Annotated in this window: 15 protein-coding genes; 4 read left to right on the top strand and 11 right to left on the bottom strand. The window is 73.6% G+C overall.

Going from position 1 to position 16,534, the window contains the following annotated elements; all coding sequences use genetic code 11:
- Positions 1–132 precede the first annotated feature (132 nt).
- Positions 133–1,557 (bottom strand): MFS transporter, encoded by a 1,425-nt coding sequence (locus K7B10_RS23940; RefSeq protein ID WP_229338958.1) that lies wholly within the window; start codon positions 1,555–1,557, stop codon positions 133–135.
- 195 nt (positions 1,558–1,752) lie between these two features.
- Here K7B10_RS23940 and K7B10_RS23935 point away from each other — a divergent pair, with 195 nt between their 5' ends.
- Both K7B10_RS23935 and K7B10_RS23930 read left to right on the top strand, forming a co-directional pair.
- Positions 1,753–2,907 (top strand): low temperature requirement protein A, encoded by a 1,155-nt coding sequence (locus K7B10_RS23935; protein WP_229338956.1) that lies wholly within the window; start codon positions 1,753–1,755, stop codon positions 2,905–2,907.
- A gap of 63 nt (positions 2,908–2,970) precedes the next feature.
- On the top strand, positions 2,971–4,239 hold the full coding sequence (locus tag K7B10_RS23930; RefSeq protein ID WP_229338954.1) for a cytochrome P450: 1,269 nt from the start codon (positions 2,971–2,973) through the stop codon (positions 4,237–4,239).
- 59 nt (positions 4,240–4,298) lie between these two features.
- Here K7B10_RS23930 and K7B10_RS23925 read toward each other — a convergent pair whose 3' ends face one another.
- Complete coding sequence (locus tag K7B10_RS23925) at positions 4,299–4,790, bottom strand: DUF5949 family protein (protein ID WP_229338952.1); 492 nt, start codon at positions 4,788–4,790, stop codon at positions 4,299–4,301.
- Positions 4,791–4,846: 56 nt separating this feature from the next.
- On the bottom strand, positions 4,847–5,449 hold the full coding sequence (locus K7B10_RS23920; RefSeq protein WP_229338950.1) for a DUF4352 domain-containing protein: 603 nt from the start codon (positions 5,447–5,449) through the stop codon (positions 4,847–4,849).
- Between the two features lie 162 nt (positions 5,450–5,611).
- Here K7B10_RS23920 and K7B10_RS23915 point away from each other — a divergent pair, with 162 nt between their 5' ends.
- Positions 5,612–6,070: a DUF6299 family protein gene (locus K7B10_RS23915; protein ID WP_229338948.1), complete on the top strand. Its 459-nt coding sequence runs from the start codon at positions 5,612–5,614 to the stop codon at positions 6,068–6,070.
- Between the two features lie 40 nt (positions 6,071–6,110).
- Here K7B10_RS23915 and K7B10_RS23910 read toward each other — a convergent pair whose 3' ends face one another.
- From K7B10_RS23910 to K7B10_RS23890, 5 genes are all read right to left on the bottom strand, one after another.
- The gene (locus K7B10_RS23910) at positions 6,111–6,290 is read right to left on the bottom strand and encodes a hypothetical protein (RefSeq protein WP_229338946.1); all 180 of its coding nucleotides are present in this window, start codon (positions 6,288–6,290) and stop codon (positions 6,111–6,113) included.
- A gap of 92 nt (positions 6,291–6,382) precedes the next feature.
- Complete coding sequence (locus K7B10_RS23905; RefSeq protein ID WP_229338945.1) at positions 6,383–8,470, bottom strand: SpoIIE family protein phosphatase; 2,088 nt, start codon at positions 8,468–8,470, stop codon at positions 6,383–6,385.
- Between the two features lie 12 nt (positions 8,471–8,482).
- Positions 8,483–8,779, bottom strand: a complete 297-nt coding sequence (locus K7B10_RS23900; RefSeq protein ID WP_229338943.1) for a hypothetical protein — start codon at positions 8,777–8,779, stop codon at positions 8,483–8,485.
- A gap of 18 nt (positions 8,780–8,797) precedes the next feature.
- Positions 8,798–10,060 carry an NAD(P)-binding domain-containing protein gene (locus K7B10_RS23895; RefSeq protein ID WP_229345332.1) on the bottom strand — a complete coding sequence of 421 codons (1,263 nt, stop codon included), beginning with the start codon at positions 10,058–10,060 and terminating at the stop codon, positions 8,798–8,800.
- Between the two features lie 85 nt (positions 10,061–10,145).
- Positions 10,146–11,450, bottom strand: coding sequence for a carboxylate--amine ligase (locus tag K7B10_RS23890; protein ID WP_443735045.1), 1,305 nt, complete (start codon positions 11,448–11,450; stop codon positions 10,146–10,148).
- Between the two features lie 294 nt (positions 11,451–11,744).
- Between K7B10_RS23890 and K7B10_RS23885 the strand changes: the two genes are divergently transcribed.
- Entirely contained in the window at positions 11,745–13,397 is a 1,653-nt protein-coding gene (locus K7B10_RS23885; protein ID WP_308284628.1) for a glycosyl hydrolase, read from the top strand.
- A 5-nt stretch (positions 13,398–13,402) separates the two neighbouring features.
- On the opposite strand, the gene K7B10_RS23880 is transcribed toward K7B10_RS23885, so the two are convergent.
- From K7B10_RS23880 to K7B10_RS23870, 3 genes are read right to left on the bottom strand one after another with little or no spacing between them, the layout of a single operon-like run.
- Positions 13,403–14,545 (bottom strand): GNAT family N-acetyltransferase, encoded by a 1,143-nt coding sequence (locus K7B10_RS23880; RefSeq protein WP_229338939.1) that lies wholly within the window; start codon positions 14,543–14,545, stop codon positions 13,403–13,405.
- A complete protein-coding gene (locus tag K7B10_RS23875; RefSeq protein ID WP_229338937.1) occupies positions 14,542–15,309 on the bottom strand; it encodes a YveK family protein in 768 nt (255 codons plus the stop codon). Before K7B10_RS23875 ends, K7B10_RS23880 begins: the two co-directional genes overlap by 4 nt.
- Positions 15,302–16,531 (bottom strand): glycosyltransferase, encoded by a 1,230-nt coding sequence (locus K7B10_RS23870; RefSeq protein ID WP_229345330.1) that lies wholly within the window; start codon positions 16,529–16,531, stop codon positions 15,302–15,304. Before K7B10_RS23870 ends, K7B10_RS23875 begins: the two co-directional genes overlap by 8 nt.
- Between the last annotated feature and the right edge of the window lie 3 nt (positions 16,532–16,534).

Raw genomic sequence — 16,534 nt, 5'->3', positions numbered from 1 at the left:
GCCGCACCCCGGCCGACCTGCAGGTTCCCTCGGACCGAAAGCCCTTTGCGTACTTGTGAACGGATTCACAAAGTGTGGGAAACGGCGGCGGGGCCGGATGGTCCGGCCCCGCCCTGATCCGAAAGGCACGGCCTAGCTGGGGGCCTCGGCGCCCTTGCGGGCGTAGAACCACCAGGCCACCGCCACACAGCTCGCGTAGAAGCCCACGAAGCCCCACATCGCGCTGGTCACCGCGAAGTTGGCGAACATCGCCGGGATGAAGAAGAACCCGTACGCCGCGATGGCCGCCGTGAAACCGGTGACCGCGCCCGACTCGATCTCCGCCTGCTTCAGCGCGGCCGCGTACGGCGGGGTCCCTTCCGTCAGGCCCTTCAGGTGCTGGCTCCGGAAGATGACCGGGATCTGGCGGAACGTCGAGCCGTTGCCGATGCCCGAGAAGAAGAACGCCGACAGGAAGCAGAGGAAGAAGCCGTGGAAGGAGCCCTGGTCGGAGCCGGAGGGGAGGAAGGTGATCACGCCGATGATCGAGCCGGCCATGCCCGCGAACGACAGGATCGTCACCCGTGCGCCGCCCAGCCTGTCGGCGATCCAGCCGCCCGCCCAGCGGGCGAGGGCGCCCAGCGCCGGGCCCATCCAGGCGTACGTCGCCACCGAGTACGCCGGGAAGGTCGTCTTGATGAGCAGCGGCATGGCCGCCGCGAAACCGATGAAGGAGCCGAACGTACCGACGTACAGCCAGGTCATCAGCCAGTTGTGCTTGCGCTTGAAGATGACCTTCTGCTGGCTGAAGGGGGTGGAGGCCACCTTCAGGTCGTTCTGGCCGAACCAGGCGACGGCGGCGAGCACGATCAGGACCGGGACCCAGACGAACGCCGCGTTCTGCAGGTGGATCTCCGAGCCGTCGGCCTTCTTCTGGCCCGCCCCGATGGCCAGCACGGACGAGGTGATCAGGATCGGGGTGAGCAGCTGCACCACCGACACGCCCAGGTTCCCCAGCCCGCCGTTGACGCCGGTCGCGTTGCCCTTCTCCTGCTTCGGGTAGAAGAAGCCGATGTTCGCCAGCGAGGAGGAGAAGTTGGCGCCGCCGATGCCGCACAGCGCGGCGATCGCGATCATCGTGCCGTACGGGGTCTGCGGGTCCTGCACGGCGAAGCCGAGCCACAGCAGCGGGCCGATCAGCACCAGTGTCGAGATCGCCGTGAAGCGGCGCTGGCCGATCATCGGCCCGAGGAAGGTGTAGAGGATCCGCGCCGTGCCGCCGGTGACGCCCGGCACGGCCGTCAGCCAGAACAGCTGCGACTGGCTGAAGCCGAAGCCCACGTCCTTGAGGTTCGTCGCCGTGATGCTCCAGACCTGCCAGACCACGAAGGCCACGAGCAGGGCCGGCACCGCGATCCACAGGTTGCGGGTGGCGACCCGCTTGCCCGTGGTCCGCCAGAAGGACGGATCCTCCGGCGTCCAGTCCGTGATGGTGCGGCCGGGGCGGTACTGCGCCGGATCGGGCGCCTGTGCGCGGCGGCCCGTCTCCGTGCGCAGATCCTGCGTGGCGGAACTCATGGCATGTCCTGGGGGTTTGAGAAGACTCCTGAGGGTCCTGACCCATCCAGCCTCCGTCCCGGCGGGCCCCCGGCATCAGAGGAGAACGTCGCGCGGCAGACAAGGACAAGGTCCCGTCGCCCACAGTGCGTAGGTCTGGGGCTCCGGCCGCGCGCCTCGCCTGCCGACCGGCGTACGGCTGCTGTCCTGTGCGGTATGACGTACGTACGGATGACCTCCCGCAGCCGGCGCGAGAGCCACCGGGCCTCGACCCCGCTGGAGCTGTTCTTCGACCTCTGCTTCGTCGTCGCCGTGGCGCAGGCCGGCCGCCAGCTCGTCCACGCGCTCGCCGAAGACCACGTCGGCGCCGGCATCACCGGCTACCTCTTCGTGTTCTTCGGTGTGTGGTGGGCCTGGATGAACTTCACGTGGTTCGCCTCCGCCTACGACGTCGACGACGTGCCGTACCGGATCGCGACCCTCGTGCAGATCGCCGGTGTGCTCATCTACTCGGCGGGGATCCCGCGCGCCTTCAACGACAACGACTGGACCATCTGCGTCCTCGGCTACGTGGTGATGCGGCTCGCGCTCACCGTGCAGTGGCTGCGCGCCGCCGCCGGGGAGGAGGGGCCGGCCCGGCGCACCGCGCTCACGTACGCGATCGGTCTGCTGGTCTGCCAGGCCGGCTGGGTGGCGCTGCTCATGGCCCCCGAGCACTCCCGCAGGTGGCTGTTCATGATCCTGGTGCTGGTCGAGCTGCTGATCCCGGCCGTCGCCGAGCGCAGCTACCAGACCCATTGGCATCCGCACCACATCGCCGAGCGGTACGGCCTGTTCACCATCATCGTCCTCGGCGAGACCATCGCCGCCAGCACGGTCGCGGTCCAGTCGGCGATCGACGAGCACGAGGCGCTGGGCGAGCTGCTGCCGATCGCCGCCGGCGGGCTGCTGCTGGTCTTCGCGTCCTGGTGGATCTACTTCGCCGTCCCCGCGCACGACCGGCTGCGGGGCAACCGCGAGGCCATCCCGTGGGGGTACGGGCACTACGTGATCTTCGCGTCGGCCGCCGCCATCGGCGCCGGCCTCGAAGTGGCCGTCGAGCACGCGATCGGCAAGGCCCACGTCTCGGCGCTGGCCGCCAACCTCGCGGTGTGCGTTCCGGCGGCGCTCTTCCTCGCCTTCGTCTGGCTCCTGCACTCCCGCCACTTCAAGCGGGGCACGGCCCAGCAGCTGGTGCTGCCGCTCACGGCGCTGGCGATCCTCGCCTGCGCGTGGACCGGCGCGCAGGCGGTGCTCTGGGCCGGGCTGGTCGCCTCCGCCGCCGTCGCGGTGGGCGTGACCTTGGCCGACCGGGAGCGTTCTGGTGCGTGAGGACGGCGGGCGGCACGGCCGCGGCGGCCAGGGCGAGCGCGCCGGCGACAGGGAGAAGAAACGATGAAGGTCCCGGTACAGCGGTACGCGGACACGGGCGCGGCGGTGGCGGAGTACGGGGAGCTCGCCGACCCGGCGTTCTGGCAGCAGCCCCCGGCGGCCCGGCTCGCGGCGTTCGCCCGACTGCGGGCCCTGGACTCCCCGGTCTACGTGCCCGAGGGCAAGGGCCGCGGGCACTGGGCCCTCGTACGGCACGCGGACGTGCAGGAGGCGAGCCGGCTGCCCAAGGTGTTCGCCAGCGCGCCCGGGGTGACCACGCCCGAGCCGGCCCGCTGGGTGCGGGCGCTGTTCGGGGACTCGATGGTCAACCTGGACGGCGCGGACCACGCACAGCTGCGCAAGATCGTGCAGCGGGCGTTCACCCCGCGGCTGCTGGCGGCGGCCGAGGCGGACATCCACGCGGTGGCCGCCCGGATCGTGGACGACGTACTGGCGCAGGAGCCCGACGAGTTCGTCACGGCCGTGGCCTCCCGGCTGCCGCTGGAGGTCATCTGCAACATGATGGGCATCCCGGAGCGCCACCGCGCCGAGATCGCCGACCGCGTCAACCACGCCTCGGAGAACATCGGTGTGGAGCGGGGGCTGGCCTCGCGGCTGCGGATGCCCGGGCGCGGACTGCGGGCCCTGGCCAAGATGCAGCGGATGGTCGCGGGCATCGGCCGTGAGCGGCGCAAGAACCCCACCGACGACCTGATCTCGGCGCTGGTCAGCGCCGACGTGGATGGGCAAGCCCTGAACGCCCGCCAGCTCGGCGCGTTCTTCTCGCTGCTGATGGTGGCCGGGGTGGAGACCACCCGCAACGCGATCACCCACGGGCTGACCCTGCTGACCGACCACCCCGGCCAACGGGACCTGCTGCTGGGTGACTTCGAGACGTACGCGGACGGAGCGGTGGACGAGATGATCCGCCACTCGACGCCGATCATCCAGTTCCGCCGGACCGTGGCCGCCGAACACACCCTGGGCGGACACCTGTTCCGCCCCGGCGACAAGGTGGTGCTGTACTACGCCTCCGCCAACCGCGACGAGGCGGTCTTCCCCGACCCCGACGCCTTCGACATCACCCGCTCGCCCAATCCGCACCTGGGCTTCGGGGGCGGCGGCCCGCACTTCTGCCTGGGCGCGCACCTGGCCCGGGTGGAGATGAAGGCCCTGTTCCGCGAGCTGCTGACCCGGCCGGTGGGACTGCGGGCGGTGGGGCTGCCGGACCTGGCGGGCTCGAACTTCGACAACCGGGTCCGCTCGCTCAAGTTCGCCTTCGAACGCCCCTGAGGTGCGGTACCGGCCACCGGGCGGGCTGGGAGCCCGGCGGCCGGAGCGGGGGGCCGTCCCTACTGGAGGCGGCGCACCGCGAGCACGCAGTGGGCGCTGCCCGTGAGCACGGACTCGTCGCCCGCGAACTCCTGGAGGGTCTTCGGATCGACCGGCTTGCCCGGAACCGCCTCGGGCCAGGCGCGCGTGGCGAACAGGAAGTAGGCCTGGCCGCTCTCGTTGGCCGCGGCGACCCACTCGTCGGGGGCGGTGCAGGTCGCGTTGAGCCCCGGCAGGGTCAGCGCGACCTGGTTGTCCGCGAGGACGATCTGCACGGGGAAGCCGGCCGGGTTGCGGGTGCCGTCCATGACCACGTCACCGATGGGCAGGCCGATCTCCTCCAGAAGCCCGCGGGCGGCCTTCTCCCCGGCCTCCGCGCCCAGCGGCCCGTCACCGAGGGTGTAGGCGAGCAGGTACGGGATGTCGTGGCCCTCGGAGGGGTCGCCGATCCAGGCGAGCACGGAAAGGGTGCCGAGGTGGGACCGGTCGGTTTCGGCTTGAGTTGAAGTCATGCGCCGCACCCTAGTGCTCTCTCCGCCGCGCCTTTTCGGCCTTTCACCCGGGCGGGCTATACGACCCAGAATCCCTCTCCGGAATTCGCCCGCATGTTCGCGTCCTGGTATTGGAGGCGCACAATGCGCGCCTTTTCCGGGATTTCGAACACCACCCACCCCTCGGCCCGCCGGCCCACCGCGAGGGAATCGAAGACGAGGGGCTTCCCGGTGGTCAGTTCACCGGTCGGCACCACCCCGTGGCGCCCGCCCGCGCTGTCGTACGCCCACATGTGCCCGAGCTCCCCGTACGAGTCCCCGCCGACGTTGACGAACGACATCGAGGCGGCCACCCAGCGCTTGCCCGCGGCCGGGGCGTAGTTCTTCTCCACGCTGACCGCCGGGTCGACGTACGCGTTGAGCACGGCCTGCAGGTGCCGGCCCACCTGGCGGCCGCGCACCCGTACGGAGTCGCCCACATGGGCGTCCTTCGAGGCGGCCGCGCCCCCCTCCGGTGCGGCGGGATCCTCACCGGCCCCCGGAGCGCCGTCGTCCACGGGGACGGCGGGGCCCGCGGCGGGGGCGAGCGCGGCCCCCTCGGGGGCGCCGGAGCAGGCCGTGGCACCGAACAGCAGGAAGGGCAGGAGAGCGGCGGCGAGGACGGAAGCGGACTGGCGCATGCGTGATCCCTTCGGGGACCTTCGGGAGGTTTTCCGGTCAGTCTCACGCGCCCGAGCGGGCAATTGCACACACCGACACGAGTGTGCGGAGGGAGTTGCCCGCCATCTGCCAGCACAATGCGTTTCGGCGCTTTCGTGCCGACCCACCCCCATGGAGGATTCATGCGAGTTCCCACCCGCCGCCTGGCCGTGACGGTGCTTTCCGCACTGGCCGCCGCCACCGCGTTCACCGCCCCGGCCGACGCCCGCTCCCACCAGAATGCGATTTCCGTACGGGGAGTCGGTCATATTTCCGAAGGCCACGTCACCCTTTACGGGACCTACGCGTGCGCGCCCTCGTCACCCCGTGGAGTGCAAATCCAGGTCACGCTCACCCAGGACGCCGGCGACCGGGCCACCACCCGCCTGGGCTTCGGCGGCCAGGAGGCCGAGTGCGACGGTCAGGAGCACGACTGGTCCGCGTCGGCCGACGCGGACCGGGACCTGGTGAACCTGCACCCGGGCGCGGCCGCTGCGCAGGCCCGGCTCCAGACGGCGAGCCTGCACTCCGGGTTCAAGCTGAGCGTGTCCTCCCTGGCGCAGGCCGACCGGGACGTCCTCCTGGAGGAGAAGCACCGCTGAGCCGGCGCCGGCCGGACCCGCCCGCGGCCGGTGGCGGCCGCTACCGGCAGGTGGGGGCCACGCCGGTCATCGACATGAACGCGACGGTGCTGCAGCCGGGATCCGCGTGCGGGCGCCCGGCCGCACGGTGCACGGCCGCCGGTACGCCGACGGCCAGCAGGAGCAGCGCGAGGAGTGCGGTCGCGGCCCCCTTGCCCGGCCGCTTGTTCAACCGGTGCACGGGGGCATCCCGGTCCGAGTGGTGGTCGTCCCTTCCATGGACCGCATCATCACTCCGGCCCCGCCATCCCACAACTCGGAGTGACCGCGCGCTCACCCCACGCCGCGTACGCTGCCCGCGACGTCGAACTCGCACCACACCGCCTTGCCGTCGCCCCTGGACTCCACGCCCCAGTGCGTGGCCAGGGCGTCCACCAGCAGCAGCCCGCGCCCGGTGGTCGCGGCCTCCCCCGGGGTGCGCCGGCGCGGCCAGACGCTGGAGCGGTCCTTGACCCACAGCCGGATCCGCCGGACCGGCTCCGGCAGCACCTCCATGGTCAGCACCGCCCCGCCGTCCGTGTGCAGCAGTGCGTTGACCAGCAGCTCCCCCGCGGCCAGTTCCACGTCGTCGGCGAGCTCCGGCATGCCCCAGTCGCGCAGGGCCTGACGCAGGGCGTAGCGGGCCTCCGAGAGCCCCTCCGGGTCCGCCTGGTGGATGTACTGGTGGATCCGCGGGGCCCGGTGGGTGCCCGGGTCGGGGGCCCGGCGCAGCACCAGCAGTGCCACGTCGTCCCCGGAGCCCCAGCGCTCCCAGAGCCGGTCCGAGAGGTGATCGGCGAGCGCCCCCGCCTCCTGCGGGCCGCTGCGCACGGCGTGGGCGAGGGCCTCCATGCCCTGGGTGATGGCGGTGCCGGGCTCCTCGACCAGGCCGTCGGTGCACAGCACCAGCGTCTCCCCGGGCACCAGGTCGAGCCGGGTCTCGGGGAAGTCCTCCTGCTCGAAGACCGAGGCCAGCCCGAGGGGCAGTCCGCCCCGCACGTTGGGCCAGCCCGTACGCCCGTCCGTGTGCCGGATCAACGGGCCGAGATGGCCCGCGCGGACCGCCCGTACGCCTCCGGTCTCCAGGTCCACCTGCGCGTACATGCAGGTCGCGAAGCGCTCCGTGTCGAGCTCGGCCAGGAAGCGGGAGGCCCGGGCCAGGACGGTGGACGGCGGATGGCCCTCGCCCGCGTACGCCCGCAGCGCGATCCGCAGCTGGCCCATGATCGCCGCCGCGTGCGTGTCGTGGCCCTGTACGTCGCCCACGACGATGCCGACCCGGTCACGGGGCAGCGCGATCACGTCGTACCAGTCCCCGCCGACCTCCCGTCCGCTCCACGCGGAGTGGTAGCGCACCGCGATCTCCCCGCCGCTGATCTCGGGGATCCGGCGCGGCAGCATCGAGGCCTGCAGGCCCGTGGCGAACTCCCGCTCCTGGTCGAACAGGAGCGCCCGCTGGAGGGACTGCGCGACGATGCCGGCCAGGCCCAGGCAGAGGTTGCGCTCCTCCGGGCTGAAATCGCTGCGCCGCCGGTAGAACAGCACCAGCCCGCCGATGGCCTTGGCCTGCGCGATCAGCGGCAGGTAGGCGGCGGCGTCGAAGCGGATCCGCCGCAGGTAGTCCGCGAGCAGCGGGAACTCTCCCGCCAGGTCGGAGAGTGAGGTGACGAAGCGCGCCTTGCGGGTGAGCACCGCCTGGGACAGCGGCAGCGAGCCGTCCAGCCGGGTGAACCGCCGCTCGCTGAGGATCTCCAGGGACTCCCCGCTGAGCGCGATGATCTTGATGGCGCCGTTCTCGACCAGCCCCAGGGCCAGCCCCTCCGCACCGAGCCGCTCCAGCGCCCCCGCCCCGGTCAGCGTGGCCGTGACGTCGTCGACCGTCACCGCCCTCGACAGGGCCTCCGTGGTCCGCTGCACGATCGTGGCCTGCTGCGCCCTCGCCGACTCCAGCTTGCGCAGCACGGTGGCGTGCGCGAGCTCGGCCGTCGCGTCCCGGACGATCCCGACGATCCGCCGGGGCCGGCCCCCGTCGTCCCGCAGGATCCGGCCCTGCGTGTGCGTCCACTGGTCGACGCCGTCGCGCCGCTGCACGGTGAAGTACGAGCCGTACGTCTCCATGCCGCCGTCCAGGGCCGCCTGCGTGGACTCCGCCAGCCGGGCGCCGTCGTCGGGCGGGATCCGCAGCCCCAGCGCCTCGGGGGTGTCGTCGAACTCCTCCCGCTCCAGGTCGAAGACCACGAGCCCGGACTCGTCCAGCGTCAGCGTGCCGGCGTCCAGGTCCCACTCGAAGCTGCCCATGCCGTTCAGCGCGAGCCGCTCGCCGGGCCCGGTCACGGGGTCCCGGCTGCCCTGCCCGGATCTGTCGCGCTCCGCCGCTGCCACGAGACACACCACCTAACGGCCGGGCCAGCACGGCTGGGAGATCAACCGCTCCCACTCCTCGTCAGGATGCCCCGGAAGGGTGCGCCCGGCCTCCTGCCAGCGCTTGACGAGGGAAAGGTAGATCGTCGGCTGGTCGGGTGCCGCGTGCCCGGGTGCGCCGTGGACGGGAGGGGCGTACGGCGGGGCGGCGGCCTTGGCCGCGGGCCTCGCGGCCGGCCGCGCCGCGGGCCCGGCGCCGGGCTGCTCCGCCCGGCTCGCGGGAATGCGCACCCAGCCACGGCCGCCCTGTGCTCGCTGCTCCGCACTCATCGCGGTCCCCTCTCGACCTCACCTCAGAGACGTCTTGGGATGCCCGGAACCGGACGCCGCTCGCTGATCCGGCCTGATCCTCAAGGCGCCCCCCAGGCGCTTTCGGACTCCATTGACCAGTCTCCCCGCCGTGAACCCCGCACCGTGCACGAATCGCATGGAAGGGCCGAATGAGGGAGCCGTCAGCAGTCCCGCGAAGAACAGTCCCGGCCACGAGGACTCGAAACCGGCGCTCAGCTCCGGTGTGCCGCCGTCCCCGACGGTGGTGAGGACGGCCCGCAGCCGGGCGTCCAGCAGCCCCAGGCGCCCCATGTGCGGGGTGAACCCGGTGGCCGCGACCACGTGCGCGACGTCCAGTACGACGGACTCCCCGGCCGCGGTGGTCAGCCCCAGCCGGGTCCGTTCTCCCATCGCCGCCGCCCGGTGCAGGCGGTGCCCCAGCAGCACCGGGACGCTCCGCTCGAAGCGGTCCCGCAGCCACCAGGCCCCGGCGGGCCCGAGCGCGGTCGCCGCGATCCGCTCCCGGGTCGGCGCGGGCAGCCGGCGCACCGCCCAGGGCAGCTCGGACCAGACCCAGCTGCGCCAGCCGGTGCCGAGGCCGCTGTGCGGCTCGCGCAGGGCGCGCAGCACCGGACGCTCCAGCGGCTGGGGCACGGTGTTCCAGTTGAGCCGGGAGCGGCGGGCGACGAGGCAGGGCCGGGCCCCGTTCTCCGCCAGCAGGGCGGCGGTCTCCAGCGCCGCCTGCCCGGCCCCGATCACGGCGACCTCCCGGCCGGCGAACCGGGTCAGGTCCCGGTGTCCGCTGCTGTGCGAGCAGTGCCCGGGGGGCAGCTCCCGCAGCGGCTCGGGGAGGTGCACGAAGGGCATCACCCCGACGGCCAGCGCGACCGTACGGGCGAGCAGCGGCGGCCCCTCGGCGGTGCGCACCAGGAAGCCCTCGCCCTGCGGGGAGACCTCGGTGACCGTCACCTCCTCCACCTCGGGCACGGCCCGGCGGGCGAACCACATGCCGTACGAGCTGAACACGTCGATCGGGAGCGGGCTGCCGTGTTCGGCGGCCATGCCGCGGTCGGCGCAGTACGCGGCGAGGGTGTGCCGGCCGTCGGGCGCGGACAGGTTGGAGGACCAGGGCTCCGACTTCAGGTACATGCCCTCGGGCATGTGGTCCCGCCACGAGGCCATGGGCCGTCCGAGCACCCGTACGCCGAGCCCGGCCGATGCCGCGTGCGCGGCGATCGACAGCCCGTACGGCCCGGCGCCGACCACCACGAGGTCGTCCATCCGCGTCACCGCTGTCCCTCCAGTCTCATGGGCCCCGCTTCAGTGCCCTTGCCCCCGACGGCGGTCGGGGGCGGGTGGCGGGGCGTCACCTGGTCACCAGCTCGTCCGGTTCGGCGGGGGCGGCCGGGGTCGCCGGGGGCGCCGACGGGGTAAGGCCCCGCGCGCGCTGGCGCGGGGCGCGCACCACGGCTCGTGCCGTACGCCGGCCGTGCGCCGGGACACCGCGCAGAACGCGCACGCCCTTCCCCGCGCCCCTGCCGAGGAACGCGGCGAGCATCGCGAGGAACGGCATCGGGTCGTCGGCGGCGAACCAGGCCGCCTCCACCCGCCCCCGCTCCGCCCGCGGCGCCACCCGTACGGGCCCGGGCCGCCCTCCCCCGGCACGGCCTCGTCCGGCCCCGGACTCCTCGGCCCGTGCGGGAGCGGGAACGGACGCCCGCCCCTCGGCCGCCGAGCGCCACGGGAGTTGGCGGCCGCGGACCGCCGCCAGCAGGGCGTAGTTCTCCGCGACGAACACCCGGCCGAGGCCGCCCGCGGGCTCCGGGACCCGTTGCCCCGTCAGGTCCAGGTACATCGCCTGGACCACGTCCAGGCCGCCCGCGTCCGTGAAGAGCCGGAACTGCGCGCCCGGCCGGGGGTTGAAGTCCACCAGCCGGAAGCAGCCCTTCTCGTCCCGGCGGAAGTCCAGGTCCAGGATCCCCTGGTAGCCGAGGCGCCGGGCGAGCCGCAGCCCCGCCTCCTCCACCGCCGGGTCCGGCAGCCAGCGCCCCACCGCCGTCAGGCCCGTCCGCACCGGCCAGGACAGCTCCTTGCGGCCCGACCCCGCGAGCAGCGGATGCCCGCCCCGGCCGAACGCGCCGTGGAAGAACCAGTCGGTGTCCGTCCCGGCCGGCAGGAACCGCTGGAGCAGCAGCCGGCTCCCCGCCTCCTGCGTGCGCTCGTACAGCCGGCGCGCCTCGGCGGCGGTGTGCACGAGCGTCGTGCTGCGCAGCCCCGCGCCCGCGGGCAGCAGCCAGGGGCGGCTCCACTTGGCCACCACCGGCAGGCCGAGCCGCCACGCGGCCTCCGCCGCCTCGGCCCCGCTCGCCGGGATCACCGTCTCCGGGTGCGGGACGTCCCAGCGTGCGCACAGCCGCGACAGCTCGGCCTTGTCCGCCACCCGGGCCGGCAGCCCGTCGGGCTGGTGGGGGATCCGGAACCGCCCGTCGAGCATCGGTGCGATCCGCGCGACGGCGATGGCGCTCAGGTCGTCCATCGCGACGAGCACCGCGGGCCCGCCGATCCGCTCCGACACCCCGACGAGGCATTCCAGCAGCGTCTCCGGAGCCTCGGGGTCCAACCCCCCGGCCGGCCCGGGGTGTACGGCGCGCAGGTAGCGCGAACGCCCCATGGGACCTCCCCCGGCCTCGACGACGGCATGGACCTCCACGCCCCTGCGCCCGAGCGATCTGACGGCGCCGAGGGTTCCGTGGTGGAACGGATTCCGATCGAGTCTGAGCACTACTGCGGGCACATGGCCGTCGAACGCGTGCATGGGAACGGTGTCTTTCACCTAGTCGGACCAAGCGGGGAGGATACGCAGCTGCGAATGGCCTAGGCGGCGGTCACCGGACAGGCCATTCGTCAGATGTGATGCCTAACGTCTTTGACAAGCACACCGATTCAGGAAAGTTCGGGAGACGCCATGCCCAGACCACACCGCCGACTGGCGAGCACCTGTATCGGTACGGTGACGGCCGGACTGCTCGCCACCGGGGCCGCGCTCGCGGCCCCCGAGAAGGAGCAGCCCCAGGGTTCCGACATCGCCATGGGCGCGTTTCTCGACTCCGGCCAGAGCGGAGTCGCCCGGATCCCGCAGCTGTCGCGCTGGCTGGGCGGCAAGGAGATCCGGGTCGGGCACACCTATCTGCCCGGGGACCGGTGGGCCCGCATCGAGAACCCCGACTTCCTGGAGGCCTGGGCCCAGTGGCGCCGGGCCAGGCCTGACCGGCTCTTCGTCCTCAACGTGCCCATGCAGGAACACAACGAGGACCACGTCCCCGACCGCGAGGTGGCCCGGCTCATCCGGACCGGCGCGGAGGGGAAGTTCGACCACCACTTCGAGCGGCTCGCCCACAAGCTGGTGGAGCTGGGCGTTCCGGACACGGTGATCGTGCTCGGGTGGGAGATGAACGGCGCCACGTACACGCACCGCTGCGCGCCCGACCCGGAGGGGTGGAAGGAGTACTGGAACCGCATCGTCAACACGATGCGCTCCGTCCCCGGCCAGCAGTTCAAGTTCGATTTCGCACCCAACCGCGGGTCGGACGCGATCGGCTGGACCAAGTGCTACCCGGGTGACGACGTGGTCGACGTCGTCGGCATGGATTCGTACGACCAGGCTCCCGGCAAGACCTTCGACGAGATGGTCAGCCAGCCGTACGGGCTCCAGCAGCATGTCGATTTCGCGAAAGCGCACGGCAAAGAGATCTCGTACCCGGAGTGGGGGCTGTTCCGGCACGGGGACAACCCGGTGTACGTGCAGCGCATGCTGAAGTGGATCGAGCAGCACAAGCCGCTCTACCACACCATCACCGACTACTGCCCGCACGGCGTGTGGCAGTGCAAGCAGAACCCGCGGTCCGCGAAGGCCTTCCGGGCGGCGCTCGCGCCCGAGCGGCCGGACCCGGTCGTCCCGACGCCGGTGATCCCGACGCCGGTCGTCCCCACGCCGGTGATCCCGACCCCGGTCGTGCCGACCCCCTCGATTCCGACGCCCGAGGTCCCCGTGCCCTCGCCGGTGATCCCGACCCCCGGCCTGCCGACCCCCGGCATCCCGCTGCCGGTCCCGTCGCCCGAGACCCCGAGCACCAGCCCCAGCACCAGCCCCAGCCCCGGCACGAGCCCCCTGCCCGAGCCCGCCCCGGTGCCCGTCCCCGAGCCGGTGCCCGTGCCCACGCCGGCCGTTCCGTCGCCCGAGGTCCCGGTCCCCGTGTCGCCGGACCCGGTCCCCGTCCCCGTGTCGCCGGACCCGGTCGAGCCGAGCCCGCAGCTCCCGGCACCCGAGAGCCCCTCCCCCGAGCCGGCTCCCGAACCCGTGCCCTCGCCCGCGCTCCCGTCGCCGCAGCCCCCGGTGGGCCCGGGCCCCAGCCCGGACCCCGTCCCGGTCCCGGTCCCGGTCCCGTCGCCGGTGCTGCCCCCGGCCGTGCCGAAGCCCCAGCCGGCCGAGTCGCCCGTCAACAGCACGGAGTGGTGCGTGCCGATCAACTTCGGCGAGTGGCTCTCCAAGCTGGTCGGCAAGCAGTCGGTCTGCGTCAAGGTCGACTGGGGCGAGGACTCCGGCTTCTGGCCCTGGTAGAGCCGTCATCGGACCCGCAGTTCGTTGAGCCGCGCCCGCCAGTCCCTGGCGGCCGGCAGCGCCTCGCGCAGCGCGTCCACCGCCCGCTCGCGCCCCGTCACCTGCGATGCGTGCAGGCGCAGCAGGGGCGCGAGCGCCGTCCTGGCCAGCAGGAACCGCTGGTTGACGACGGTCTCGGGCCGCCAGTGGTTCTTGTACGGCTCGTTGCCGCGCAGGAAGCTCACCACCGGGCGGCCCTCCGCCAGGGCGCGGCCCGCCTCGTAGCGGAGCAGCAGCGTGGCCACGTCCACCTTCCGGGTCCGCAGGTCCGGGTCGGCCCCGTACAGGTAGCCGCCGCTGAGCGCCCCCGACAGCAGGGTGAGGTTGGCGGCCACCACCTTCCCGTCCAGCCGGAACTCGGTCAGCCGGCCCTCGCCGACCCGCACCATCCGCCGGGTGGCACGGGTCAGGTGCTCGGCGAAGCGGGGCCTCAGGTGCTCCGGGGTCACCCCGCGCCCGCGCCACTGCTTCTCGTGGAGCCGCAGCAGCGTCCGTACGGCGCGCGGCACTTCCTGCTCGGTGACCTCGCGCTCCTCGATCCCGGCCGCGTCGGTCTTGCGCAGTTTGGCCCGGACCCGCTGGGCCCCGGAGGCCGGCATCCGCTTGACCAGCTCGTCGAACGGCAGCGCGGGCAGCTCCATGCAGGTGGAGTCGGTGAGCTTGCTGCGGATCCCCGGCCACTGGCCGTACAGCGCCTCCGCGGCGGCACCGGGCCGCACCTCGCGCAGGTCGACGACCGCGCCGCGCGCGGCCCGGTGCAGGCCGCGGGCCAGCGCCGGGACGACCTGGTCGGCGTACGCGGCGTCCACCAGGACGTCGAAGTAGTCGGTGATGCCGCCGCCGAGCGGCACCAGGAGCGGCAGCGGCCGGTGGACGAGCATCAGCGCGCAGGCGCCGACGAGTTCCCCGCCGCGCCGGACGAGCACGATCCGCAGCCGCCCGTCCCGGCCGTACGAGAGCCACCAGGAGTGCAGCCAGGCGTGGCTCTGGAAGGGGGTGGCGGTGGGACAGGCCCGGAAGAGCCGGTTCCACGGCTCTTCCAGCGCGGCGAACTGCCGGGGGTCGCGGCACAGCGTCACCGACAGGGCCCCGGCGGAGCCCGAGGTCATCGCACGGACTCCTTCTCCTTGGTCTCGGTGTGGTCGCCCTGGGCGGGCAGGGAGGCGTACTCCTCGACGACCGGTTCCGCGACGGGGCGCTCCTCGGGCCGCCGCGTGCGGGCGGTGGGCCGGGCGAGCAGCCACAGCCCGCCGAGCAGTCCGCCGGCGCACAGCCCGACGGCCCCGCTGATGGCGGCGGAGGGCGAAGCGGGCTCGCTCGGCGCGACGGCCTGGTTGAAGAGCAGCAGCTGCACGCCGGTGTTCTTGGCGGCCTGATTGCTGCTCAGCGAGAGCGCGTCGGCGACGGCGTTGGCGATGTCGGCGGCCTCGGTCGCGCTCTTCGAGGTCCCGGTGATGGCGATCATCGGGGACTCGGGGGAGGTCTCGGCGCGCACCTGCGTACGGAGCCGGCGGGCGCTGATGCCGGCGCGCGGCTGGGCGTAGCCGAGGGTGGAGCTGCTGGTGGCGATGCGGGCGTACGCCTGGGCGAAGCCGAGGGCGGTGGCCGGCTCGGTGGTGTCGTCCGGGACGGCGACGACGTAGCTGGTGGCGGCGTACTCGGGCGCCTTCAGCACGCCGTACGCCCCGCCCGCGGCCAGCCCCAGCAGGGCGGCGGCGGGCAGCGGCCACCACGCGGGCGGCGGCAGCAGCCGCACCTTGCGACGGCGGCGGTCGGTCCTCCGCTGCTCGGACTTCCTCTCGGCCTTCCTCTGATCGGCCTTCTGATCGGCCTTCTTCGGGTCGGCCTGCTTCGGATCGGCGGTGTCAGCCATGTACGTGCCTTCCTGGAGGGATGGGAGTGGTTTCGGTCCCCCGCTCGGGGGACCCCGTCGGTGGTGCGTCGATCAGGGCGTCGCCGACCACCGGGGCGGGGCGGGCCCCCGGCAGCGCCAGGGCGTAGACCGCGAGGAGGCGCTCCGCGCTGCGGGAGATGTCGTAGCGGCGGGCCACCGGGGGCTGGGGCAGGCGCCGCGCGCCGGCCTCCATGTGCCCGCGCAGGGCGGCGACCAGCTCCTGCGTCCCGGTCCCGATCCGGCGCGCCCCCGGAGCCTCCGCGGCCGGCAGGTCGTCGATCGCCGGGCAGGTGACGTGCAGCACCGGCAGCCCCGCGGCCAGCGCCTCCACCACCGCCAGCCCGAACGCCTCCTCCCGCGAGGGCGACACGAACACGTCCATGGCGGCCAGCAGCGCCGGGATCCCGGGCGTGCGCCCGTCCGCGCTGTCGCCCAGCGGGTCCCGCTCCCCCAGCAGGTGGATCCGGCTCTGCGCGCCCAGCTCCGCGGCCAGCCGCCGCAGCGCCGCCCGCTCCGGCCCGTCCCCGGCCAGCAGCAGGTGCGCCCCGGGCAGCGCCGCCACCGCCCGCACCAGCGAGTCGAACCGCTTGCCCGGCACCAGCCGGCCGACCCCGCCGACCACGAACGCCCGCTCCGGCAGCCCGGTCCGGGCCCGGGTGGCCCGGCGCACCCCCTCGTCGAAGCGGAAGCGGACGGCCTCGATGCCGTTCGGTACGACGTGCACGCGCGCGGCCGGCACCCCCCAGGCCTCCAGCCGCGCCGCGACGGTGTCCGACACCGCCACGGTCGCCGCGCCCAGCCGCTCACTGGCCAGGTACAGCGCCCGCACGCCGCCCGTCAGCTTCCGGCCCTCGATCTCGCCCTCGCCGAGCGAGTGCTCGGTGGCCACGGTCGCCCCGACCCCCGCGAGCCGGGCCGCCAGGCGCCCGTACACGCAGGCCCGGTACAGGTGCGTGTGCACGAGGTCGTACTGCTCGCGCCGGATGAACCGCACCAGCCTCGGCAGCGCCCCCAGGTCCCGGTTGCCCCGCATCCCCAGGTGCACCACGCGGACCCCGTCGGCCCGCAGGCCCTCGGCCACCGGCCCGGGGTTGGTCAGCGTCAGCACGTCGCAGCGCATCGGCATGTGCCGCAGCAGCAGCCGCAGCTGCTGCTCGGCGCCGCCGACCCCGAGCCCGGTGATGATGTGCAGCGCCCGCAGCGA

This window comes from Streptomyces flavotricini (genome assembly GCF_020639365.1).
GTDB lineage: Bacteria > Actinomycetota > Actinomycetes > Streptomycetales > Streptomycetaceae > Streptomyces > Streptomyces flavotricini.
Note: the sequence above shows the minus strand (reverse complement) of the source record. Positions and strands in the feature narration are given on the sequence as shown.

Excerpts from the sequence above, each read along its gene's own strand:
- K7B10_RS23930 (WP_229338954.1), top strand. The coding sequence starts at position 2,971 with ATGAAGGTCCCGGTACAGCGGTACGCGGACACGGGCGCGGCGGTGGCG.
- K7B10_RS23925 (WP_229338952.1), bottom strand. The coding sequence starts at position 4,790 with ATGACTTCAACTCAAGCCGAAACCGACCGGTCCCACCTCGGCACCCTT.
- K7B10_RS23880 (WP_229338939.1), bottom strand. The coding sequence starts at position 14,545 with ATGACCTCGGGCTCCGCCGGGGCCCTGTCGGTGACGCTGTGCCGCGAC.
- K7B10_RS23875 (WP_229338937.1), bottom strand. The coding sequence starts at position 15,309 with ATGGCTGACACCGCCGATCCGAAGCAGGCCGACCCGAAGAAGGCCGAT.
- K7B10_RS23935 (WP_229338956.1), top strand. The coding sequence starts at position 1,753 with ATGACGTACGTACGGATGACCTCCCGCAGCCGGCGCGAGAGCCACCGG.
- K7B10_RS23940 (WP_229338958.1), bottom strand. The coding sequence starts at position 1,557 with ATGAGTTCCGCCACGCAGGATCTGCGCACGGAGACGGGCCGCCGCGCA.
- K7B10_RS23895 (WP_229345332.1), bottom strand. The coding sequence starts at position 10,060 with ATGGACGACCTCGTGGTGGTCGGCGCCGGGCCGTACGGGCTGTCGATC.
- K7B10_RS23890 (WP_443735045.1), bottom strand. The coding sequence starts at position 11,450 with ATGGGGCGTTCGCGCTACCTGCGCGCCGTACACCCCGGGCCGGCCGGG.
- K7B10_RS23920 (WP_229338950.1), bottom strand. The coding sequence starts at position 5,449 with ATGCGCCAGTCCGCTTCCGTCCTCGCCGCCGCTCTCCTGCCCTTCCTG.
- K7B10_RS23885 (WP_308284628.1), top strand. The coding sequence starts at position 11,745 with ATGCCCAGACCACACCGCCGACTGGCGAGCACCTGTATCGGTACGGTG.
- K7B10_RS23915 (WP_229338948.1), top strand. The coding sequence starts at position 5,612 with ATGCGAGTTCCCACCCGCCGCCTGGCCGTGACGGTGCTTTCCGCACTG.
- K7B10_RS23900 (WP_229338943.1), bottom strand. The coding sequence starts at position 8,779 with ATGAGTGCGGAGCAGCGAGCACAGGGCGGCCGTGGCTGGGTGCGCATT.